Here is a 22,112-nt window from a genome sequence, read left to right as displayed (position 1 = left end):
AGGCCGCCCCTACCCCGCCAGCTTCTTGCGCAGCAGTTCATTGACCATCTGCGGGTTCGCCTTGCCGCCGCTGGCCTTCATGATCTGGCCCATGAACCAGCCGATAAGCTTCTGGTTGCCGCCGCGATATTCCGCCACGCTGTCCGGATTATCGGCCATCACCCTGTCGACCGCCGCTTCCAGCGCTCCGGTGTCTGAAACCTGCCGCAGGCCCTTTTCATCGACGATGGTTGCAGCGTCCCTGCCCGTTGCGAACATGTCGTTGAGCACGTCCTTGGCGATGTTGTTCGAAATGGTCTTGTCCGCGATCAGGTCGAGCAGCCCGCCGAGCGACTCGGCCTTCACCGGCGACTCCGCCAGAGCCAATCCCGCCCGGTTCAACTGCCCCATCAGTTCCGAGGTCACCCAGTTCGCCGCCTGTTTCGCATCGCGCCCGGCGGCGACGGTTTCGAAATAGGCCGCCGTTTCGCGCTCCGCGACCAGCACGCCGGCGTCATAGGGCGACAACCCCAGTTCGTCGATGAAGCGGCGCTTCTTGGCGTCTGGCAGTTCCGGCAGGTCGGCCTTCAGCGCATCCACATAGGCCTGCTCCACGTCCAGCGGCAGCAGGTCCGGGTCCGGGAAATAACGGTAGTCATGCGCGTCCTCCTTGGAGCGCATCGAGCGCGTCTCGCCCGTATCGGCATCGTACAGCCGGGTTTCCTGGTCCACCGCGCCGCCATCCTCGATCAGTTCCACCTGGCGCGCGGCTTCGTAGTCGATCGCCTGGCGCATGAAGCGGATCGAGTTCAGGTTCTTGATCTCGCAGCGCATGCCCAGTTTTTCGCCCGGCCGGCGGACCGAGACATTGGCGTCGCAGCGCAGCGAGCCTTCCTGCATGTTACCGTCGCAACTGCCCACATAGCGCAGGATCGCCCGCAGCTTGGTCACATAGGCCGCGGCTTCTTCCGCCGAGCGCATGTCCGGCTTCGACACGATTTCCATCAGCGCCACGCCGGAGCGATTCAGGTCGATATGGGATTTCCCCGGGCGCTGGTCGTGCATGGACTTGCCCGCATCCTGCTCCAGGTGCAGCCGTTCGATGCCGACGGCTTTCGTTGCGCCGTCCGGCAGATCGATTGCAATCTCGCCTTCGCCGACAATGGGCAGTTCATACTGCGAAATCTGGTAACCCTGCGGCATGTCCGGGTAAAAGAAATTCTTGCGCGCGAAGATCGAGTGCCGATTGATCCGCGCGTTCAGCGCCAGCCCCGTGCGCACCGCCTGCCGCACGGCTTCCGCGTTCAGCACCGGCAGCATGCCCGGCATGCCCGCATCGACCAGCGAGACCTGTTCGTTCGGGTCCGCGCCGAAGGCGGTCGACGCGCCGGAAAACAGCTTCGCCTTCGCCACGATCTGGGCATGGACCTCCAGCCCGATAACGATTTCCCAGTCGCCTGTGCGGCCTTTCAGCAGTTCCGCCATGTCAGCCTCCCCACCCGGTCAGGTCCGGTCTTGCATCGAACCCGGCGGCCTGCTCCAGCACATGGGCCGCGCGGAAAACCGTTTCCTCGTCGAAGGGGCGGCCGATCAGTTGCAGGCCCAGCGGCAACCCGTCCGCCGACAACCCGGCCGGCACGGAAATTCCCGGCAGCCCGGCCAGCGAAGCGGGCACGGTGAACACATCGTTCAGATACATGGCGATCGGATCGTCCATCTTGTCGCCCTGCGCGAAAGCGGCGCTCGGCGTCGTCGGAGTCAGGATCGCATCGACCTTTTGCCAGGCATCGCGGAAATCATCCGCGATCCGCGTGCGCACCTTCTGCGCCTTCAGGTAATAGGCGTCGTAATAGCCCGCCGACAGCACATAGGTGCCGATCAGGATACGGCGTTTCACTTCCGCGCCGAAGCCCGCGCCGCGCGTGTTTTCATACATTTCCTGGATGCTGTCGCCATCGACCCGCAGCCCGTAGCGCACCCCGTCATAGCGCGCCAGATTGGACGACGCCTCGGCGGGCGCCACGATATAATAGGTCGGCAGCGCGTATTTCGTATGCGGCAGGGAGATATCGACGATCTCCGCCCCCGCCAGGCGCATCCAGTCGATCCCGGTCCGCCACAGCGCCTCGATTTCCGCCGGCATGCCGTCCATGACGTATTCCCCGGGGATGCCGATGCGCAGGCCCCGGATGTCGCCGGTCAGCGCCGCCTCGAAATCCGGTACGTCGCGCTTCATGGATGTCGAATCCTTCGGGTCATGGCCCGCCATCGCGCCCAGCATGATCGCCGAATCCCGCACCGTACGGGTCATCGGTCCCGCCTGGTCCAGCGACGAGGCGAAGGCGATGATGCCCCAGCGCGAACAGCGGCCATAGGTCGGCTTCATGCCGACGACGCCGGTAAACGCGCCCGGCTGGCGGATCGAGCCGCCGGTATCCGTACCGGTCGCGCCCAGCGCCGCGCGGGCCGCGACCACCGCCGCCGAGCCGCCGGACGAACCGCCGGGCACCAGCACCGCGTCATCGCCCTTGCGCTTCCACGGATTGGCGACCGGGCCGAAATGGCTGGTCATGTTGGACGACCCCATGGCGAATTCGTCCATGTTGGTCTTGCCCAGCATCACCGCGCCGGCATTCCACAGGTTTCGGGTCACGGTCGATTCATAGGGCGGCACGAAGCCTTCGAGGATATGGCTGCCGGCAGTCGCCTGCACGCCCTTCGTGCAGAACAGGTCCTTGATGGCGACCGGGATGCCTTCCATTGATCCGGCCTGCCCCTTCGCCCGCCGCGCATCGCTGGCCGCCGCCATGGCGCGCGCCTGCTCCGGCGTCTCCACGATATAGGCGTTCAGGCCCCGCATGGCCTCGGTCGCACCGATAAAGGCGTCGGTCAGTTCCACTGCGGTGAAATCGCCCGCAGCCAGGCCGTCGCGGGCCTGCGCCAGCGTCAGGTTGCGCAGGTCGGCCATTATTCGACCACCCGCGGGACAACGAAGAAGCCGTTGTCCCGCTCCGGCGCATTGGCGAGGATATCCTCGGCAATGCCGCCATCGTCGACCACGTCTTCGCGTTCCGCATGCGTCGTCGCCACCACCGAGGTCATCGGCGCCACACCGTCGGTATCGACCTCGTCGAGCTGCTCGACCCAGCCCAGGATATTATTCAGTTCGCCCGCCAGCGAATCGAGATCCTCTTCAGGGGTTTTGACGCGCGCCAGATGGGCGATCGCGCGCACGTTGTCGCGGTCGAGCGGCATGGTTTTTCTCCTTTCGTGGCGGCGCGGAACCTATCACCGGGACCGGATTGCGACAAGTATCGGGACGCCCCGTCAGCCGGTGTGCATAATGGACCCATGGGTATTTGTACATTGGAAGAATTGCCGTCGATGCTGGCGCCGGGGACGCGGCTGCTGGGGCTCGACCTGGGGTCGAAGACCATCGGCCTCGCGATCGCCGATCCCGGCCTGCAGGTCGCCAGCCCGGTCGACACGATCCGCCGCACCAAATTTACCCAGGACGCGATCATCCTGGAAGGCATCGTGGCCGGGCGTAGGGTCGGCGGGCTGGTCATCGGGCTGCCGATCAACATGGATGGCAGCGAGGGCGGCCGCTGCCAGTCGACCCGGCAGTTCGCCGCCAACCTGATCGCCCGAGGCTTTGCCCTGCCCATCGCCTTCTGGGACGAGCGCCTGTCCAGCGCCGCGGTCGAACGGTTCCTGATCGACGAGGTGGATATGCGGCGTAACAAGCGCGCGCTGGTGATCGACAAAATGGCGGCGGCCTATATCCTGCAGGGTGCGCTGGACCGGCTGGCGAGGATAAGGCGCGACCGGGAGCAGGCCTCATGACACCGGAGGATATCGACCAGGCCGCCGGCATGCTGGCGGCGTCACGACGTCTGGGCGGGCGCTTCAACCGGTTCCCGGAAGAGTGCCGTCCCCGCAGCGTCGCAGACGGCTATGCAATCCAGCATGTCCTGCACGGACTGTTGGGGCCGGTCGCGGGATACAAGATCGGCTGCACCACGCCGGTGATGCAGAAATATCTCGGCATCGACCATCCCTGCGCTGGCGGCATCTTCGCGGACAGTATTCATCCGTCGCCCGCCGCGCTGAAGCACCGCAGTTATCGCCGCGTCGGTGTCGAATGCGAAATCGCGGTGCGGATGGACCGGGACCTGACCGAAGGTCCCTTCACCCGGGACAGCGTCGCGGCGGCGGTCGGCGAATGCATGGCCGCCATCGAACTCGTCGATGACCGTTATCTGGACTACACCCAGATGGACGCCCCCAGCCTGATCGCCGATGACTTTTTCAGCGCGGGCTGCGTGCTGGGCCCGGCGTGCCGGGACTGGCGGTCCCTCGACCTCGCGGCCTGCGCCGCCTTCATGACCGTCAATGGCAGGGATGCCGGCCGCGGCACCGGCGCAATGGTCCTGGGCCATCCGCTGGAAGCGCTGGTCTGGCTCGCCGGCGCCCTCGCCGAACAGGGCCGGTCGCTGAAGGCGGGTGACATCGTCATGACCGGCAGCATGGTCGAAACCCGCTGGCTGGAAGCGGGCGACTGGGTGGACGTCACCATCGAAGGGCTGGGCGTCGCGGCGGTATCCTTTACGTGAGGCTCGCCGCCGCCATTGCAGGTTTTCGATAAATTCGGTCATGACGTCAACCGGATCGCGCATACAAACCACGTCACAGGCGACACGGGCATCGAATCGCGGACCGAGGATTGGGTCCCTAAGTCGCCGAATGCGAAGCTTATGAGCGGAACCGGGAATACGAGTGAAGAACGGCAATATCGCCCTGCCCGGACTCGACGACGCCGCTCCCCGCTGTCCCCCGCGCCGGCCCGGTCCGGCGGATGCGAATAATTCAGGCAAATTTCATCGGTGCGCTTGCGGCATCCGGCTCGGCACCGGTATATTACCGCTTTAATGACCCTCGCCCAGACAGCGCCCGATACAGCGCTTTATCGATTTCCGCACCGGCACATGCTCGGTATCGAAGGGCTCACTATCGAAGAAATCACGATGCTGCTCGACTTGGCCGACGCCTATGTCGACCAGAACCGCAAGCATGACAAGAAATCCGACGTGCTGCGCGGGCGTACCGTGATCAACCTGTTCTTCGAAAACTCGACCCGCACCCAGGCCTCCTTCGAACTGGCCGGCAAGCGGCTGGGCGGCGATATCATGAACATGTCTGTCTCGACCAGTTCGATCAAGAAGGGCGAGACGATGATCGACACGGCGATGACGCTGAACGCGATGCATCCCGACGTTCTGGTCGTGCGCCATCCCGATGCGGGCGCGGTCAAGCTGCTGTCGGAGAAAGTTACCGGCGCGGTCATCAACGCGGGCGACGGCCGGCACGAACACCCGACCCAGGCGCTGCTGGACGCGCTGACGATCCGGCGCCGGCGCGGACGGCTGGACGACATGACGGTGGCGATCTGCGGCGACGTACTGCACAGCCGCGTCGCGCGATCCAACATCCACCTCCTGACCACGATGGGCGCGCGGGTCCGTGTCGTCGCGCCCCGCACGCTGCTGCCGTCGGGAATCGAACGCTTCGGCGTCGATGTCTTCCACGACATGCGGGCCGGGTTGACAGACTGCGATATCGTCATGATGCTGCGGCTGCAGACCGAGCGGATGCGCGGCACCTTCGTGCCCTCGATCCGCGAATATTTCCATTTCTTCGGCCTCGACCATGAGAAACTGTCCTATGCCCGGCCGGACGCCTTCGTCATGCATCCCGGCCCGATGAACCGGGGCGTGGAAATCGATTCCGACATCGCCGACGACATCAACCGGTCGGTCATCCGCGACCAGGTGGAAATGGGTGTCGCGGTGCGCATGGCGTGCCTCGACCTGCTCACCCGCGACGTCTCCCCGAACTAGCCGCAAGTCATGACCAAACGCACCGCCTTCGTAAACGCCCGGCTGCTTGACCCGACCAGCGGCCTGGATATCCGGGGCGACCTCCTGGCCGAAAACGGCAAGATCGCCGATTTCGGCCCGGACCTGTTCCGCGACGGCGTGCCGGATGTCGAACAGCTGGTCGAATGCGACGGGCTATGCCTCGCGCCGGGCCTGATCGACATGCGCGTCCAGGTGCGCGAACCGGGCGCGGAGCACAAGGAAACCATTGAATCGGCCAGCCATGCCGCGGCATCCGGCGGGATCACCGCCATGGTCTGCCTGCCGAACACGGACCCGGTCATCGACGATATCTCGGTGGTGGAATTCGTCGCCCGGCGCGCCCGCGAGATCAAGATGGTCAAGCTGTACTGCTATGCGGCGCTGACCCGGCGCATGGAAGGCCATGAAATCACCGAAATGGGGCTGCTGGCCGGTTCCGGCGCGCTCGCCTTTACCGACGGTATCCGGGCGGTGTCCGATCCGCTGGTGCTGCGCCGCGCGCTCAGTTACGCGCGCACTTTCGGATTGCTGGTCATCCAGCACCCGGAAGACGAAGCCATGATCGACGGCGGCGTCATGAACGAGGGCGAACTGGCCTCCCGGCTGGGTCTGGCGGGAATTCCCGCCATCGCGGAAGTCATGATGGTCGAACGGGACCTGCGCATCCTGTCGCTGACCGGCGGCCGCTACCATGCGGCGCACCTGTCCACCGCGGCGGCGATCAACGCGGTGCGCCGGGCCAAGTTCGACGGGCTCGAGGTAACCTGCGACACCGCGCCGCATTATTTCGCGCTGAACGAAAACGCCGTCGGCGACTACCGCACCTTCGCCAAGGTATCGCCGCCGCTGCGCAGCGAGGCCGACCGTCAGGCCGTCGTCGAAGGGCTGCGGGACGGCACGATCGACGCCATCGCCAGCGACCATGCGCCGCATGACCAGGATTCCAAGCGCCTGCCCTTCGCGCAGGCCGAACACGGCATTATCGGCCTCGAAACCCTGCTGCCGCTGACCCTGGAACTGTATCACAACGGCCACATGACCCTGCTTGAGGCGCTGAGGAAGGTCACCGCCGCGCCGGCGTCGCTGCTGCGTCTGCCCAGCGGCCGGCTGAACCGTGGCGCACCCGCCGACCTGCTGCTGTTCGATCCTGACCGCCCCTGGAAAATCGACGAGGAAAAATTCCGCAGCAAATCCAAGAACTCGCCCTTCCACGACCGGCCCGTGCAGGGCGTGGCCGTGCGCACCTTCGTCGAGGGCCGAACTATCTTCTCCGTGGCCTAGCCGCCCCATGCTCGAAACACTGGCCCGCCCTGAAACCGCATTCGCCATCCTGCTGGGCTACCTGCTCGGGTCGATTCCCTTTGGCCTCGTACTGACGCGGCTGGCCGGGCTTGGCGATATCCGCAAGGTGGGGTCCGGCAATATCGGCGCAACCAATGTCCTGCGAACGGGCAACAAGCCGCTGGCGCTGGCGACGCTGCTGCTGGACGGCGGCAAGGGTGCCGCCGCCGCGTTGATCGCCATGGCCGTCGCGCCGGAACTGGCGCCCTGGGCCGCACTGGCGGCGGTGCTGGGGCACCTGTTCCCGGTCTGGCTGAGGTTCAACGGCGGCAAGGGCGTCGCGACGACGCTGGGCGCCTATTTCGCCCTGTCCTGGCCGGTCGGGCTCGCAGCCGGGCTCACCTGGCTCGCCGTCGCGCTCATACTGCGGTTTTCATCGCTTGCCGGTATCGTCTGCGTCGGCATGGCGCCGGTCTATGCCTGGTTCATTGCCGGGCCGGACGTCGCGGCGGTGGCCGCCACCCTCGCGGTGCTGGTCATCTACCGCCACAAGACCAACATCCAGCGCCTGCTGCGCGGCGAGGAACCGCGTATCGGCAAGAAGAAACTGGAGCGATAAAACGTCAGCCAATACCGTTCCGGTTACGGGCTGAATTTTTTCATTACCAACTGTCCGTGTTGTCGAACGCCTAAATTAGTCGACATTGTGAATGTCTTCAGCAGGTCGCTATACGTACAAGCTCGGAATTCTACTTCGGCGCCGGCTACATCGTCAGCAAATTGCCGAATTTCTTCGGAATGAACGTTCTTCACCTGGGCATGGACTGTTCGCCCATCAGGCCAATTATTCGGTTCCGCGTGGAGATAGACCAGAACCGCTGCCTTATTATCCCTGCCCGCCTGGGTACGGAGGCCAAAGGCGTGTTTTACGAGTTGTACAGCATCCAGATGATTCGGTTTCAACGACCCGTCGTTTAGACGGTCCCGCACCCGTTCATACTGAACCATCCGATCGCCCCAGACCGGGCGCCAATAGGCATCGGAAAGAGTGCCTGAACTCTTTCCTCTAAAAGGCTCGTAGCGTTTGGATTCTATGCCAATTATATGAGTCGCCGTTTCCACATAAGCGTCTAGCCATGGATGGCGGCCACCCCGCCAAGGAAACCTGACAGAGAACTCAATGTGTACTGCCTTCGCCGGCCAACCAAAATTCTCCGTTCCGGGCATTGCCGGAAGTTCCAAAGGTCTTTCGAGGAAATAACCAAACGTGTTTACCGCCAGTGCGGCAGACGAAGCTGGGCTGGTAAATTTACCACTGCCTATCTCGTCGCCGGGCGATTTCCTTAGCGCGGCGATAACCTTGTCTACAGGCAGGTTGGGAAGCAAGAACTCAGCAATCATCCCGTTAAAGTAGCACTTCGATCAAATGATTACGACGCACTAAAATTGCCGACGAAAACTGTATTCGATTACCAACCGCTTTCAATCGCTGTCGGCGTCAAGCCTTAATCAATCGCCGGCGGCTTCGCGCAGACCTGGTCATAGGCGTAGCGCGCGTTCAGCAGGCCGTTATATTCAAAGATATCCATCGCGGCTTCATAGGCCTGCTGCGTGATCTCCGTATGCGGCGTCCAGCAACCGAGCTTCTGGTAGGTGGCGATGCAATCGGCGAGGACGTTTTCGTCGATATCGGGGAAATACGGCATTTCCGCCTTCGCGATCGCCGCCGCAGGTTCCTCAATCATGTATTTCCGGGTCTTCGTGTAGGCCCGCATAAAGGCCTTCGCCATATCGCTCTTTAGCCAATCTGGGGTCGCCGCAAGGCTCGAAAAACCGCAGGGTCCGATCTGCGTGCCGACCTGGGCCACGATATGACCGACGCCGTCGGCCTCAAGCTGTTGCGGAAACGGGCCCTGCTGCTGGACATACTGTCCCTGCCCCTCTCGGAACGCCTTGTCGATGGCGGCGGCGCCGCCGGGATTGATTGCCCTGATCTTGCCGTAGTCGATACCCGCCTTGTGGCAGGCGTACTTGAACATGGCGAGCGGCTGGCCACCGCCGAACAGCACGACCTCCGCTCCTTCCAGCCTGTCCCAGGTGAAATCCGGCTCGGCCTCACGGCCGGTCAGGAAGAATCCGTCCATTTCATTGACCTGGGCGAAATGCACCGTGGCCGGTGTCTCGCCCCTGTTCAGCGAGGTGAATCCCTGGCTGAGCGCCGACTGCGCCACATGCGCGGTGCCGTTCTCCAGCGCGGTCAGCGCGGATTCACCCGGGGCCGCGACCGACCATTCCGGGTCCAGCCCCTCGGCCTTGAGGAACCCGCCTGACATGGTCGAAATCAGCGGCGAATAGAATGCTGAAAACAGGGTGAACTGGATGTTGATCTTTTCCATGGCCGTCTCTCCCGGTTGCCTGTTGCTATACCTCTGAAAGATAACCGTTCGCGCCCAGGTATTCCATGATCCGGTCGGCCGCCTGCTCTGCAGAGACATTCGCGCTGTCGATAGTGATTTCGGGGTCTTCCGGCGCTTCGTAAGGCGAATCGAAACCGGTGAAATTCTTGATCTCCCCCGCCATCGCCTTCTTGTACAGCCCCTTCGGGTCGCGGCTGGCGCAAAGTTCCAGCGAGGCGTCGACGAACACCTCGACGAATTCACCCGGTTCCAGCAAGGCGCGGACCATCTGCCGCTCCGCCCGGAAGGGCGAGATGAACGAAACGATGGATATCAGCCCCGCTTCGGCCATCAGCTTGGAGGTTTCTCCGATCCGGCGGATGTTCTCCACCCGGTCCGTATCGGTGAAACCCAGGTCCCGGTTCAGCCCGTGGCGGACATTGTCACCGTCCAGAATGACCGTATGGTTGTTCCGCAGGTAGAGACGCTGCTCGACCAGGTTTGCGATGGTCGATTTGCCGGAACCGGACAGACCCGTGAACCACAACACGGCGGGCTTCTGGTGCTTGAGGCGGGATCGCGCATTCTTGTCGATAATCTGGGCCTGCCAGTGGATATTCTCCGCCCGGCGCAGCCCGTGGTCGATCATCCCCATGGCCACCGTGCCGTTGGTCATCCGGTCGATCAGCACGAACGACCCCAGCAACTGATTTGCGGCGAAGCTGTCGAATGCAATCGGCGCGTCGAGCGACAGGTTGCAGACCCCCACTTCGTTGATGTCCAGCGTGCGGCCGGCTTCCTCCGCCAGCGTATTCACATTGACCTTGTGCTTCAGCGCGGTGACCGATGCGGAAACCGTCCGGTTGGCGGTCTTCAGCAGATAGGGGCGGCTCGGCAGCATCGGTTCGTCCGCCATCCACAGAACATGGGCCATGAACTGGTCGGTCACCTCCGGCCGGCGCTGCGGCGCGGCGAGCACGTCGCCCCGCGAGATATCGATTTCATCTTCCAGAACGAGCGTCACCGCCTGCCCCGCCTCGGCGCGATCCAGATCGCCGTCATAGGTCACGATCCGCGCAACCCGGCTGGTCCGCGCGGACGGCAGGGCGACGATCTCGTCCCCCACCGCGATCACCCCGCCAGCGATGGTGCCGGAAAAGCCGCGGAAATCGAGATTCGGGCGGTTGACCCACTGCACGGGAAACGAAAACGGCTTTTCCAGATCCTCGCCCGCGACTTCCACTGATTCAAGACACGTCAGCAGGCTGGGGCCGCGATACCACGGCATGGCCGCGCTGGGCTCCATGACATTGTCGCCCTTCAGGGCGGAGATCGGAATGCAGGCGATATTGTCCAGCCCGATGCTATGGGCGAACGCCTTGTAATCCGCAGCAATCCTGTCGAATACCGACTGGCTGTACTCCACCAGGTCCATCTTGTTTACGGCGAGGATGATGTTCGGCACCTTCAGCAGGGACACGATATAGCTGTGCCGCCGGGTCTGCGTCAGAATTCCCTTGCGCGCATCGATCAGGATGACCGCCAGTTCCGCCGTTGAGGCGCCCGTAGCCATGTTGCGCGTATACTGTTCATGTCCCGGTGTGTCGGCGACGATGAATTTGCGCTTTTCGGTATTGAAATAGCGATAGGCGACGTCGATCGTGATGCCCTGTTCGCGCTCCGCCGCCAGCCCGTCCACCAGCAGCGCGAAATCGATGTCGTCCCCCTGGGTGCCGACTTTCCTGCTGTCGTCGACCAGGCTTTCCATCTGGTCTTCGAGGATCAGCTTCGAATCGTACAGCAGCCGCCCGATCAGCGTGCTCTTGCCGTCATCGACGCTGCCGCAGGTGATGAAGCGCAGCAGGGTCATTTCCGCCGGCGCCAAAAGGTCTGCAGCGGCCTGTGCCGCAAGGGGTTGCGTCACCATCAGAAATACCCTTCCTGTTTTTTCTTTTCCATGGAGGCCGCGCCATCCCTGTCTATGACCCGTCCCTGGCGTTCTGAGGTGCGCGACACCAGCATTTCATTGATGATATCGGGCAGCGTTTCCGCGTCCGATTCGATGGCGCCCGTCAGCGGATAGCAGCCCAGCGTACGGAACCGCACCTTCTTCATCTGCGGCATCTCGCCGGGCGCCAGCGGCATGCGGTCGTCATCGACCATGATCAGCGCGCCGTCGCGTTCCACGACCGGGCGCTCCTTCGCAAAATACAACGGCACGATCGGGATGTTCTCCTCGTGGATATATTGCCAGATATCGAGTTCCGTCCAGTTGGACAGCGGAAACACGCGGATGCTCTCGCCTTTATGTATCCGGCAATTGTACAATGACCACATCTCCGGCCGCTGGCTTTTCGGATCCCAGCGGTGGTTTTTGCTGCGGAATGAAAATATCCGTTCCTTGGACCGGCTCTTTTCCTCGTCACGCCGCGCACCGCCGAAAGCCGCGTCGAACCCGAATTTTTCCAGCGCCTGCTTCAGGCCCTGCGTTTTCATCACATCGGTATGGACTGCGGAACCGTGAGTGAACGGACCGACACCCTGTCGTATCCCGTCCTGGTTGATATGGACGATCAGCTCCAGGCCAAATTCCGCGACCATTCGGTCGCGGAACTCGATCATCTCCCGGAACTTCCAGGTGGTATCCACATGCATCAGCGGAAATGGCGGCTTAGACGGATAGAATGCCTTCATCGCCAGCCGCAGCATGACGGCGCTATCCTTGCCGACCGAATACAGCATGACCGGGTTTTCGCATTCGGCAGCAACCTCTCGCATGATGTGGATGCTTTCCGCCTCCAGATTTTTCAGATGGGACAGGGACATACGCTGGTCAATTCCTCGATTGTGGTTTTACGTGAATCAGCCGTCGCCGATCACGCCTCTCGCGCGGACAGGATACGATAAAACGATAGCAGATTTTCTATTCGTCATCATCCATACGGCTCAGGGACTGTCACAACAGATATATGCGATTCTCGCAGGGGCAGGTGAATGCCGCATTCCGTTCTCGCGCTGCCTGCCCAGCGACCGGATCGGGGGGCGCCCTGTGGCGCCACACGCGTCGTGCAGGGCAGGCACCCTATGGACGCAAACCCGTCTGCGACCAGCGGATGCGGCGGCAGGCCATGCTTCGCACGGTAGGCCTCTATCATTGCCGGATTCCAGTCAGCCATGGCGTTTATCTTGGTCCGGCCATCCGCCATCTCGCGCAGCGGCAGCATTGAGCGCGCGCCGCCGTGGTGACGCTTCCGACCGGAAATCCAGGCATCGGCGCCCTTCAGCGCCCGCTGCAACGGCTCGACCTTCCGGAAATAGCAGCAGGCATCCGGGCGGGACATCCACAGCGTACCATCCCTGTCTTCCCGCTTTTCCGTTTCCGGTAATGGCCGGACTGTGCGGACATCCGTCAGCCCGAGCAGCGCCGTCAACTCGTCCCGGTAACGCAGGGTTTCGCCAAAAACCCTGCCGGTATCGAGGAAAATAACCGGCAGGTCCGGATTGATGCGCGCGACCCGGTGCAGGAGGATAGCGGCTTCCGCGCCGAACGATGACACGAGGACGATTCGGCCGGTGAACTCGACTTCGATGGCAGCCCGTAGCGGATCCCCGCTTCCATTCCCATTTAGGAAGTCTTTATAACTATTTATTTTTTCGATCATTTTAAGCCACCTCAAGCTACGGCAATTACGTGGCGGCATTTATTACATACATATAATGTTAAAACAATATTTTTACACTTTTTTTATGTTTTATTCATCTTTCCGCATATGAATTACGTACCATTACGCGTATTTATTATTTTTATTCTTCCTGGTTGACGAGCGCGCATGTTCTGCGACACCTTGAGACATGAACAATACCGTCGCCCTCGCGCAACAGGACCGGATCGATCGGTTGCGGCTGATCCGGTCGGAAAATATCGGTCCGGTCACCTATCGGCAACTGATTGCCCGCTTTGAAACGGCGACGCGGGCCCTGGACGCACTGCCGGACCTGGCCCGCCGCGGCGGCCGCAAACGGTCCCTGAGAATTGCACCCGCATCGGACGCCGAACGTGAAATGGAGGCTATCGCGGCACTGGGCGGTCGGCACATTTTTCTCGGCACGCCGGAATACCCCCTTCCCCTGGCGAATATTCCGGACGCCCCGCCGACGCTCACCCTGCTGGGACGAAGCGAAATTCTGGCAAAAACCACGATCGGGATTGTCGGCGCCCGCAACGCCTCCACCAATGGCCGCCGGTTTGCCCAGGGACTGGCCCGGAAACTCGCGGAAGCCGGCATCGTCATTGCCTCGGGCCTGGCGCGCGGGATCGATGCGGCGGCGCATGACGGCGCCCTGGCCGGCGACACCATTGCGATCCTCGCCGGCGGCGCGGATATCGTTTACCCGGCGGAGAACCGCTCCCTGTATGAAGCCATACGGGATAACGGCGCGATCGTGTCGGAAATGCCGCCGGGCACCGAACCCATGGCGCGCCATTTTCCGAGCCGTAACCGGATCATTTCCGGGCTCTCCACGGGCGTTGTCGTTGTCGAGGCCGCACTGCGGTCCGGCTCGCTGATCACCGCACGGCTGGCGGGCGAACAGGGGCGCGACGTATTCGCGGTTCCCGGCTTTCCGCTGGATCCTCGCGCGAAGGGTACCAACGACCTGATCCGCAATGGCGCGATTCTGCTGGAAAGCGCCGAGGATATCCTGGAGACCCTGCAACGGTCGGCCGGCTCGACACTCCGCGAACCGCCGGCCTCCGAATACCAGCGCGCGGTCCGGGCGGACGGATGCCGCGACGATAACCCGGACGAGCGACAGGCAATTATCGACTGCCTCGGTCATGCTCCGGTCGCCGTCGATGCGGTCGTGCGGGACAGCCGCCAGCGACCCGCTACCGTTTGGACAATCCTGCTGGAACTGGAGATCGCCGGCCGTCTGGAACGCCTGCCCGGCAACCGTGTCGCGCTCATCGAACCTTGAAACCCCAAAACCTCGGCCTAATTTGTGGTGGCTCACGGGCAAGCGATTGGACCCGATGCATTTCGCCATCACGCGTTCGAAGTTTTCCGACAATGGTGGATTACCTTGATTTTCACAGCTTTCGCCTATAACCACACGAATTCCTGGGGTGTATTGACCCGAACAGGTCATGATGCGAAGTGTGACCGACGGCACATCTATTGCGGTGTCTGAGGCCGCATACAGTTTTGGTTAACCTGAACCTTCCACAAGAATTACAGTTCGGTTGTAAGTATGAATGTCGTTGTCGTTGAGTCGCCGTCCAAGGCGAAAACCATCAACAGGTATCTTGGGTCGGATTTCCGGGTGCTGGCCAGCTATGGCCATGTTCGGGACCTGCCGCCTAAGGATGGTTCGGTTTTGCCGGATGAGGATTTCGCCATGGCATGGCAGATCGACTCCAAATCGGCAAAACATCTCGACGATATCGCCAGGGCGCTGAAGGGCGCCGACCGTCTGTATCTCGCGACCGATCCGGACCGCGAGGGCGAGGCCATCTCCTGGCATGTCAAGGAACTGCTGGCGGATCGCAAGGCACTGGATGGAGTCGATGTAAAACGCGTCGTTTTCCACGAGATCACCAAGGAGGCCGTGCTTGCCGCGATGGCCAATCCGCGGGAGCTGAACCATGAACTGATCGACGCCTATCTGGCGCGGCGCGCGCTGGACTATCTGGTCGGCTTCACCCTGTCACCGGTGCTGTGGCGTAAGCTGCCGGGCTCCCGTTCCGCGGGGCGGGTCCAGTCTGTCGCGCTGCGGTTGATCTGCGAACGTGAAAGCGAGATCGAGGCGTTCCGCGCAGACGAATTCTGGACCGTCGGTGCAGTGCTGAAATCGGCAGCGGGCAGCGACTTCACGGCCCGTCTTACCCACCTTGACGGCCAGCGTCTCGGCAAGCTCGATATCGGCAATGAAGAGGCGGCGAAACGTGCCGTGGCAGCCGTTGAGGCCCGGCAATACAGTATCGCCAGCATCGAGAACAAGACCGTCCGGCGCAATCCTTCGCCGCCGTTCACCACCTCGACACTGCAGCAGGAAGCCAGCCGCAAGCTGGGGTTCGGCACCAGCCGGACGATGCAACTTGCGCAGCGCCTGTATGAAGGTATCGAAATCAACGGCGAAACGACCGGCCTGATCACCTATATGCGGACCGACAGCGTAACGCTGAGCGGCGAGGCCATCGGCGCGTCACGCAAGCTGATCGCGCAGGATTATGGCGACGCCTATGTCCCGGCGAAACCGCGGGTCTACACGACCAAGGCGAAGAACGCCCAGGAAGCGCATGAGGCAATCCGACCGACCGACATGTTCCGCCGCCCGGCTCAGATGGCCCGGCTACTCGACGAACAGCAGTTGAAGCTCTACGAGTTGATCTGGAAGCGCACCGTGGCCAGCAGCATGGAAAGCGCGGTTCTCGACCAGATGACGGTCGATATCACCTCGGCGGACAAGGCCGTCACCCTGCGGGCCAATGGCAGCGTGGTGAAATTCGATGGGTTTTACACCCTGTACCGCGAAAGCCAGGACGACGCGGATACCGGCGACGAGAACGATCGCCGCCTGCCGCCGCTGAAGGAAGGCGAGGCAACGGCGCTCGGTACGGTCACGCCGGAACAGCATTTCACCCAGCCGCCGCCCCGCTTCACCGAGGCCAGCCTGGTGAAAAAGATGGAGGAGCTTGGCATCGGCCGGCCGTCTACCTACGCATCCATTCTGAAGGTGCTGCAGGACCGCAACTATGTCCGGCTCGACAAGCGCCGCTTCGAACCGGAAGACCGGGGCCGCCTGGTGACAGCATTCCTGTCCAATTTCTTCCAGCGCTATGTCGAATACGACTTTACCGCCGACTTGGAAGAACAACTCGATGATGTGTCCGGCGGCCGGATCGACTGGAAAAAAGTGCTGCGGGATTTCTGGGAATCGTTTTCCAAGGCGACGGAAGATACCAGGGACCTCTCGATAACCCAGGTGCTCGACGCGCTGGACGAGGATCTGGGCGCGCATTTCTTTCCGGCGGATGAGAGAGGCGACGACACAAAGGCAAGGATGTGCCCGGCCTGCAATGCCGGGCGTCTCAACCTGAAACTGGGCAAGTTCGGCGCCTTCATCGGCTGCTCGAATTATCCCGAATGCAAGTATACACGCCGGTTCGGCGAAAACGGCGAAGGCGACGACGAACTGGCCAAGGGCCCCGTTGTCCTGGGCCAGGATCCGGAAACCGGCCTCGATGTATCGATGCGGAAAGGTCCCTACGGCATCTATGTCCAGATCGGCGAGCAGGCCGAAAAGGAGAAGGGAAAGAAAGCACCTCCGAAACCGAAGCGCGCATCGCTGACCAAGGATATGCCGCCCGATTCCGTCACCCTCGACGTCGCGCTCAAGCTGCTTTCGCTACCCCGCGACGTGGGGCCGGATCCGGAAACCGGCGAAATGATTACCGCAGGCTTGGGACGGTTCGGCCCGTACCTGAAACAGGGCTCGAAATACGCTTCCCTAAAGGGCGATGACGACGTTCTGACGATCGGCCTCAACCGGGCGGTCGTCGTCATGGCGGAAGCAAAATCGCGCAGCGGCGGACGCGAACTGGGCGAATATGACGGCAAACCCGTGACAGTGCGCAAAGGACGCTTCGGGCCCTATGTGAAGTGCGGCAAGATCAACGCGACCATCCCCGGCGATGCGGAAATGGATTCGGTGACGCTGGAGCAGGCTATTGCGCTGATCGAGGCGCGCGCGGCGAAAGCCCCGGCCAAGGCCAAGAAGACGCCCGCAAAGAAACCGGCCAAAGCCAAGGGGGCGAAAAACCCTGCGGCCAAGAAGGCGAAGCCAAAGGCCAAATCAACCAGGACGGCCGCAAAGAAACCCGCAACGAAAAAGACCAAGACGGCTGAGGAAGCGACGGCCGAATAGTGACTGCAAAAACGCCGGTACCGACAAAGCGGCAGATACTCGATTTTATCAGCGAAAGCCCTACGCCCGTCGGCAAGCGCGAAATTGCGCGCGCCTTCGGCATGCGCGGCAGCGACCGCATTGCGCTGAAATCGGTCCTCAAGGAATTGCAGGATGAAGGCCTGCTGGACCGCGGGCGCAAGCGCCGGGTCCGGCCGGCCGGCGCCCTTCCCCCCGTCCTGATCATCGACGTCGTCGGGATCGATTCCGATGGCGAGGTGCTGTGCCGCCCGGCGCGCTGGGACGAGGATACGCCGCCGCCGACAATCTATCTTCGCCCGGGCCGCCGCCGCACGCCCGCGCCCGGCAAGGGCGACCGCGTCCTGGCCAACGTCGAGCGTACGGGCAAAAATACCTATACCGCCGAGGCGATCCGTGTTCTGGGCGCCGGGCCAAAAATCATACTGGGCATTTACGAGCAGCGTGACCATGACGGCGTGATCCGGCCGACGACGCGCGGCCGCGCCAGCGCATACACGGTCGCCCCGGAAGACCGCAACGGCGCGGAAAACGGCGAGGTCGTCGTCATAGAACTGCTGACCAGAGGTCGCGGCGCCACCCGTGCCCGGGTCGTGGAGCGTATCGGCCCGATCGGCGATCCGCGCACCTACAGCCTGATCGCCATCAGCAGCCGTGAAATACCGACTGAGTTCAGCCCCGAGTCGCTGGCGCAGGCCGCCGCCGCCGGCCCCATCGGGCTTAAGGGCCGCACTGATTTGCGTGATATCCCGCTGGTGACTATCGACGGCGCGGATGCGCGCGACTACGACGATGCGGTCTGGGCGGCGCCCGATGAGGACGGCAAGGGCGGCTGGCAGATCATCGTCGCCATCGCCGATGTCGCCGCCTATGTGAAACCGGGCGAGGCGCTGGACCGGGATGCCTATGAGCGCGGGACCTCGGTCTATTTCCCGGACCGGGTCGTGCCAATGCTGCCGGAGGAAATCTCCAACGGCTGGTGCTCCCTGCTGCCGGATGAAGACCGTCCCTGCCTTGCCGTTCGCATGACAGTGGACAAGGAGGGCAACCTTCGCAAGCATGTCTTCATGCGCGGGATGATGCGCTCGGCGGCGCGCCTGACCTATGATCAGGTCCAGAAGGCAAGGGACGGCTATCCGGACGAAATGACGGCCCCCCTGATGGAAACGGTCATCGAGCCACTCTACGGGGCCTATAAGGCGCTTACCCAGGCCCGCGAGAAGCGCGGCACGCTGGACCTGGACCTGCCCGAACTGGCCATTACCATAGGCGATGACGGGCATGTCGCGCATATTTCACCCAGCGCCCGATACGACAGCCACAGGCTGATCGAGGAATTCATGATCGCCGCCAATGTCGCCGCGGCGGAAAGTCTGGAATCGAGGGGCGCGCCGGTGATGTACCGGGCGCATGAAACCCCGTCGCTGGAAAAACTCGAGGCGCTGCGCCAGGCGCTGGCGGCGCTGGATTATAAACTCGTCAAGGGCGCGGTCCGGCCAAGTCACTTTTCCGGTATCCTGCAGCGCGCCGCCAGCGACGGTAATTCGAGGCTGGTCAATGACCTGATCCTGCGCAGCCAGTCCAAGGCCGTATACAGCCCCGATAATCCGGGACATTTCGGGCTGGCGCTGCAACGCTACTGTCATTTCACCTCGCCCATCCGCCGCTATCCCGATCTGCTGGTGCATCGCGCGCTGATTGCCGCGCACCGGCTGGGCGAGGATGGGCTGCCGGAAGGCGACGGCGAGCGCTTCGAGGAGATGGGCGAAAGACTGTCCATCGCCGAACGGCGAGCCGAAGCCGCCGAACGCGAAGCCCGCGAACGCTATGTCACCGCCTTTCTGGCGGACCGCGTCGGCGCAACCTTTCCCGGCCGCATCAGCGGCGTCACCCGCTTCGGCTTGTTCGTCACGCTAGACGATATAGGCGCCGACGGGCTGGTGCCGATCAGTACCCTGCCCTGGGACTATTATGACCATGACGACAAGTTGAACCGACTGGTCGGGCGGGATTCCGGCCGCACCTTCTCGCTGGGCGATGCCGTCACCGTCGCCCTGCGCGAGGCGAACACGGATACCGGCGGGCTGGTCTTCGAACTGGAAACGGACGGCAAAGGAGCGACCGGCAACCGGTCCGGCAAAAAACGGCCCGGCTTCCGCAGCGGCAAGCCCGGACCCAAAAAAAAGCCCGGTCGCAAACGCCGTTAATCCCTAATCCTATGGCAATATTGCGTTCCTGTGACTAAATTTAGCCATCCGCCACCGTTTAAAGCACCATGAACCGACTTATCCGGCATACCGTTCCGATGCGTTTCGCCGCATACGGAAAACGCGCGGCACTTTCTGTCCGGACCGGCGGCACGGTGTTACTGCTTCTGGTGACAGCATGTGGCATGACGCCCGAAGGAAGCAGACAGGCGGACCTGAAACCACCCGGTGAAATTGCAAATATGTTATCCGCCGTTCTGGAGGATGTCTGGGAGACCTATATCGAGGAACAGGCGATCAGCGAACTGGCGATCGCCGGGCTGCATAAGATCCGGCTGCTGGAGCCGGCCGCCAGTATCGAGCGGCAGGATGGCGGCGTCCGGTTGCTGATCAATGGCACGACCGTTGCCACGGCGCCGGAAGGCGCGGTCAATGATTACACCGCCTGGGGCGCGACAATCGAACGGCTGATCGAGGACGGCAAGGGCGCGTCGCAACGGTTGCAGGCGGCAAGCCGGGAAGACCTGTACAAGATACTGATTGATGGCCAGCTTTCCGGCCTCGACCGGTATTCGCGCTATGCCGGAACGGAGATCGCCCGGCGACAGCGGGAAGAACGCGAGGGATTCGGCGGCATCGGAATCTCCATCGCCACCGATGCCGAAGGCGCACGTATCCAGCACGTTACCAAAGATATGCCTGCCGCCCGCAGCGGGATCGTCGAAGGCGACATTATCCTGCAAGCCGATGGCATTTCCTTGCGTGGCATGCCGCTGGGGAATATCGTACGGCTGCTCCGCGGACCGGTCGATACGGCGATTGTCCTGACCCTGCGCCGGGCCGGGCTTGCCAGCCCGTTCGACGTACCCCTGTCGCGCCAGCGTGTCATCCCCCTGACGGTATTCTACGAACGCCAGGGGCGAATTGCCTTCCTGCGCATGACCGGATTCAACCAGGACACGACGCGGGAGTTGGGCGAAGCGGTTCTTCAGGCGCAGAGGGAGATCGGCGCCGCGATAGCGGGTATTGTCATCGACCTGCGCGGCAATCCGGGCGGGCTGCTGGACCAGGCCGTGGACGCAGCGGATCTTTTCCTGGTCCAGGGCCGGATCAGCACCACCAGGGGCCGACATCCGGACAGCCACCAGATTTTCGACGCGACGCCCGCGATGGTCGGTCAAGGTACGCCCCTGGTCATTCTGATAGACGGCGCGTCCGCCTCCGCTTCCGAAATATTCGCCGCCGCCTTGCAGGATTTGGGCCGCGCGGTCCTGATCGGCAGCCGCAGCTACGGCAAGGGCACTGTCCAGACAGTGCTCCGGCTTCCCAATGACGGCGACCTCATACTGACGTGGGCCCGATTGCTGACTCCTTCCGGATATGTCCTGAACAGGCTCGGCGTGATGCCGACATTGTGCACCAGCCATGCCGACAGTGCTGCCAGTGTCCTGCGACGCGCGCTGGACGATGGCGAGGCGCTGCGCCATATCCGGATGCGCCGCAACGCGGACGGCGGCGATCCGGAGAACCTGAAAGCCATTGAAGCCCTTTGCCCCTGGCAGCCGCGTGACGGCATTGATATCGATATAGAAGTCGCCAGGAAGATCCTTGAAACCCCCGGCCTGTACCAGCGGGCCCTTCAGATAACCGCCTTGCCCGCCAGGAGTTGACTGCATGACAGACCGGACGACCCTCGCCGCCCAAAAAAAGCGGCCCGCCCATCCCCATGATGCCGCGAGCGTCGTGCTTCTGCGCGGCACGCGCACCAATCCGGAAGTCCTTCTCGGACGGCGGCGGCTGAACGCCCGTTTCATGCCGGGGGTATATGTTTTTCCAGGCGGACGGGTCGACCGCACCGACGCCGCCGAGGCGGAACCCTTTCCGTTGCGGCATGACGTCCTGGCCCAGATGCGGCGGCATTGTCCGCCACGGCGCGCACAGGCCCTGGCATGGGCGGCCATACGGGAAACCTGGGAGGAAACCGGATTGCTGATCGGCGAACCGGGCGACATCGGCGACGGTGGCCGTTCGCCGCTGCATGCCGCCTATGCCGCCGCAAATCTCAAACCCGCGGCCGGACAGCTGCATTACATCCTGCGCGCGATTACGCCGGCGCGCAGCCCGATCCGGTTCAACACCCGTTTCTTCCTCGCCGACGGCGCGGCGACGCACGGGACACTGCAGCATACGACGGAACTGGAGGATATCGGCTGGCGTTCCGCGACGGCGGCCCTGTCGGATTTCAATCTGATGACGGTCACCCATCTGGCCCTGTCGGAAGCCATTGAACACTGGCGGGAAAGGCCTTCGCCGGACCCCGACCGGCCCGTGAAGCGCATGTTCAACCGCCGCAGTACACGGCTGATCTCAACGGAATAGGCTTG

At 62.8% G+C, this 22,112-nt stretch carries 18 protein-coding genes; 10 read left to right on the top strand and 8 right to left on the bottom strand.

What is annotated here, in order from left to right; translation table 11 throughout:
• Positions 1-9: 9 nt before the first annotated feature.
• The 3 genes from gatB to gatC are packed head-to-tail and all read right to left on the bottom strand — an operon-like array spanning position 10 to position 3,234.
• A complete protein-coding gene (gatB, locus tag WD767_16185) occupies positions 10-1,464 on the bottom strand; it encodes an Asp-tRNA(Asn)/Glu-tRNA(Gln) amidotransferase subunit GatB (protein ID MEX2617629.1) in 1,455 nt (484 codons plus the stop codon).
• A 1-nt stretch (position 1,465) separates the two neighbouring features.
• Positions 1,466-2,947: an Asp-tRNA(Asn)/Glu-tRNA(Gln) amidotransferase subunit GatA gene (gene gatA, locus WD767_16180; GenBank protein MEX2617628.1), complete on the bottom strand. Its 1,482-nt coding sequence runs from the start codon at positions 2,945-2,947 to the stop codon at positions 1,466-1,468.
• Complete coding sequence (gene gatC / locus WD767_16175; GenBank protein ID MEX2617627.1) at positions 2,947-3,234, bottom strand: Asp-tRNA(Asn)/Glu-tRNA(Gln) amidotransferase subunit GatC; 288 nt, start codon at positions 3,232-3,234, stop codon at positions 2,947-2,949. Before gatC ends, gatA begins: the two co-directional genes overlap by 1 nt.
• A gap of 96 nt (positions 3,235-3,330) precedes the next feature.
• Here gatC and ruvX point away from each other — a divergent pair, with 96 nt between their 5' ends.
• From ruvX to plsY, 5 genes are all read left to right on the top strand, one after another.
• Positions 3,331-3,825, top strand: a complete 495-nt coding sequence (gene ruvX / locus WD767_16170) for a Holliday junction resolvase RuvX (GenBank protein MEX2617626.1) — start codon at positions 3,331-3,333, stop codon at positions 3,823-3,825.
• Complete coding sequence (locus tag WD767_16165) at positions 3,822-4,595, top strand: fumarylacetoacetate hydrolase family protein (GenBank protein MEX2617625.1); 774 nt, start codon at positions 3,822-3,824, stop codon at positions 4,593-4,595. Before ruvX ends, WD767_16165 begins: the two co-directional genes overlap by 4 nt.
• Before the next feature lie 315 nt (positions 4,596-4,910).
• A complete protein-coding gene (locus WD767_16160) occupies positions 4,911-5,879 on the top strand; it encodes an aspartate carbamoyltransferase catalytic subunit (protein MEX2617624.1) in 969 nt (322 codons plus the stop codon).
• 9 nt (positions 5,880-5,888) lie between these two features.
• Positions 5,889-7,181, top strand: coding sequence for a dihydroorotase (pyrC, locus tag WD767_16155; GenBank protein ID MEX2617623.1), 1,293 nt, complete (start codon positions 5,889-5,891; stop codon positions 7,179-7,181).
• Positions 7,182-7,188: 7 nt separating this feature from the next.
• Positions 7,189-7,800, top strand: a complete 612-nt coding sequence (plsY, locus tag WD767_16150) for a glycerol-3-phosphate 1-O-acyltransferase PlsY (GenBank protein ID MEX2617622.1) — start codon at positions 7,189-7,191, stop codon at positions 7,798-7,800.
• Positions 7,801-7,823: 23 nt separating this feature from the next.
• Here plsY and WD767_16145 read toward each other — a convergent pair whose 3' ends face one another.
• From WD767_16145 to WD767_16125, 5 genes are all read right to left on the bottom strand, one after another.
• Positions 7,824-8,582: a hypothetical protein gene (locus tag WD767_16145; GenBank protein ID MEX2617621.1), complete on the bottom strand. Its 759-nt coding sequence runs from the start codon at positions 8,580-8,582 to the stop codon at positions 7,824-7,826.
• Between the two features lie 104 nt (positions 8,583-8,686).
• Entirely contained in the window at positions 8,687-9,577 is an 891-nt protein-coding gene (locus WD767_16140) for an ABC transporter substrate-binding protein (GenBank protein MEX2617620.1), read from the bottom strand.
• A 25-nt stretch (positions 9,578-9,602) separates the two neighbouring features.
• On the bottom strand, positions 9,603-11,504 hold the full coding sequence (gene cysN, locus WD767_16135; GenBank protein ID MEX2617619.1) for a sulfate adenylyltransferase subunit CysN: 1,902 nt from the start codon (positions 11,502-11,504) through the stop codon (positions 9,603-9,605).
• Positions 11,504-12,403 (bottom strand): sulfate adenylyltransferase subunit CysD, encoded by a 900-nt coding sequence (gene cysD / locus WD767_16130; GenBank protein ID MEX2617618.1) that lies wholly within the window; start codon positions 12,401-12,403, stop codon positions 11,504-11,506. Before cysD ends, cysN begins: the two co-directional genes overlap by 1 nt.
• Positions 12,404-12,510: 107 nt before the next feature.
• Entirely contained in the window at positions 12,511-13,239 is a 729-nt protein-coding gene (locus tag WD767_16125) for a phosphoadenylyl-sulfate reductase (protein ID MEX2617617.1), read from the bottom strand.
• A gap of 190 nt (positions 13,240-13,429) precedes the next feature.
• Between WD767_16125 and dprA the strand changes: the two genes are divergently transcribed.
• The 5 genes from dprA (at position 13,430) to WD767_16100 (ending at position 22,107) form a co-directional block, all read left to right on the top strand.
• Positions 13,430-14,554, top strand: coding sequence for a DNA-processing protein DprA (dprA, locus tag WD767_16120; GenBank protein MEX2617616.1), 1,125 nt, complete (start codon positions 13,430-13,432; stop codon positions 14,552-14,554).
• 273 nt (positions 14,555-14,827) lie between these two features.
• On the top strand, positions 14,828-17,503 hold the full coding sequence (topA, locus tag WD767_16115) for a type I DNA topoisomerase (protein ID MEX2617615.1): 2,676 nt from the start codon (positions 14,828-14,830) through the stop codon (positions 17,501-17,503).
• Positions 17,503-19,728: a ribonuclease R gene (gene rnr, locus WD767_16110; protein ID MEX2617614.1), complete on the top strand. Its 2,226-nt coding sequence runs from the start codon at positions 17,503-17,505 to the stop codon at positions 19,726-19,728. Before topA ends, rnr begins: the two co-directional genes overlap by 1 nt.
• 242 nt (positions 19,729-19,970) lie before the next feature.
• Entirely contained in the window at positions 19,971-21,398 is a 1,428-nt protein-coding gene (locus WD767_16105) for a S41 family peptidase (GenBank protein MEX2617613.1), read from the top strand.
• A 4-nt stretch (positions 21,399-21,402) separates the two neighbouring features.
• A complete protein-coding gene (locus WD767_16100) occupies positions 21,403-22,107 on the top strand; it encodes a hypothetical protein (GenBank protein ID MEX2617612.1) in 705 nt (234 codons plus the stop codon).
• Positions 22,108-22,112 lie beyond the last annotated feature (5 nt).

The organism is Alphaproteobacteria bacterium (genome assembly GCA_040905865.1).
GTDB lineage: Bacteria > Pseudomonadota > Alphaproteobacteria > UBA8366.
The sequence above is the reverse complement of the archived record's forward strand: the minus strand, read 5'-3'. Positions and strand labels throughout refer to the sequence as shown.

Excerpts from the sequence above, each read along its gene's own strand:
- WD767_16140 (MEX2617620.1), bottom strand. The coding sequence starts at position 9,577 with ATGGAAAAGATCAACATCCAGTTCACCCTGTTTTCAGCATTCTATTCG.
- cysD (MEX2617618.1), bottom strand. The coding sequence starts at position 12,403 with ATGTCCCTGTCCCATCTGAAAAATCTGGAGGCGGAAAGCATCCACATC.
- topA (MEX2617615.1), top strand. The coding sequence starts at position 14,828 with ATGAATGTCGTTGTCGTTGAGTCGCCGTCCAAGGCGAAAACCATCAAC.
- gatB (MEX2617629.1), bottom strand. The coding sequence starts at position 1,464 with ATGGCGGAACTGCTGAAAGGCCGCACAGGCGACTGGGAAATCGTTATC.
- pyrC (MEX2617623.1), top strand. The coding sequence starts at position 5,889 with ATGACCAAACGCACCGCCTTCGTAAACGCCCGGCTGCTTGACCCGACC.
- plsY (MEX2617622.1), top strand. The coding sequence starts at position 7,189 with ATGCTCGAAACACTGGCCCGCCCTGAAACCGCATTCGCCATCCTGCTG.
- cysN (MEX2617619.1), bottom strand. The coding sequence starts at position 11,504 with ATGGTGACGCAACCCCTTGCGGCACAGGCCGCTGCAGACCTTTTGGCG.
- ruvX (MEX2617626.1), top strand. The coding sequence starts at position 3,331 with ATGGGTATTTGTACATTGGAAGAATTGCCGTCGATGCTGGCGCCGGGG.
- WD767_16160 (MEX2617624.1), top strand. The coding sequence starts at position 4,911 with ATGACCCTCGCCCAGACAGCGCCCGATACAGCGCTTTATCGATTTCCG.
- WD767_16105 (MEX2617613.1), top strand. The coding sequence starts at position 19,971 with ATGTTATCCGCCGTTCTGGAGGATGTCTGGGAGACCTATATCGAGGAA.
- WD767_16145 (MEX2617621.1), bottom strand. The coding sequence starts at position 8,582 with ATGATTGCTGAGTTCTTGCTTCCCAACCTGCCTGTAGACAAGGTTATC.
- gatA (MEX2617628.1), bottom strand. The coding sequence starts at position 2,947 with ATGGCCGACCTGCGCAACCTGACGCTGGCGCAGGCCCGCGACGGCCTG.
- WD767_16100 (MEX2617612.1), top strand. The coding sequence starts at position 21,403 with ATGACAGACCGGACGACCCTCGCCGCCCAAAAAAAGCGGCCCGCCCAT.
- gatC (MEX2617627.1), bottom strand. The coding sequence starts at position 3,234 with ATGCCGCTCGACCGCGACAACGTGCGCGCGATCGCCCATCTGGCGCGC.
- WD767_16125 (MEX2617617.1), bottom strand. The coding sequence starts at position 13,239 with ATGATCGAAAAAATAAATAGTTATAAAGACTTCCTAAATGGGAATGGA.
- dprA (MEX2617616.1), top strand. The coding sequence starts at position 13,430 with ATGAACAATACCGTCGCCCTCGCGCAACAGGACCGGATCGATCGGTTG.
- WD767_16165 (MEX2617625.1), top strand. The coding sequence starts at position 3,822 with ATGACACCGGAGGATATCGACCAGGCCGCCGGCATGCTGGCGGCGTCA.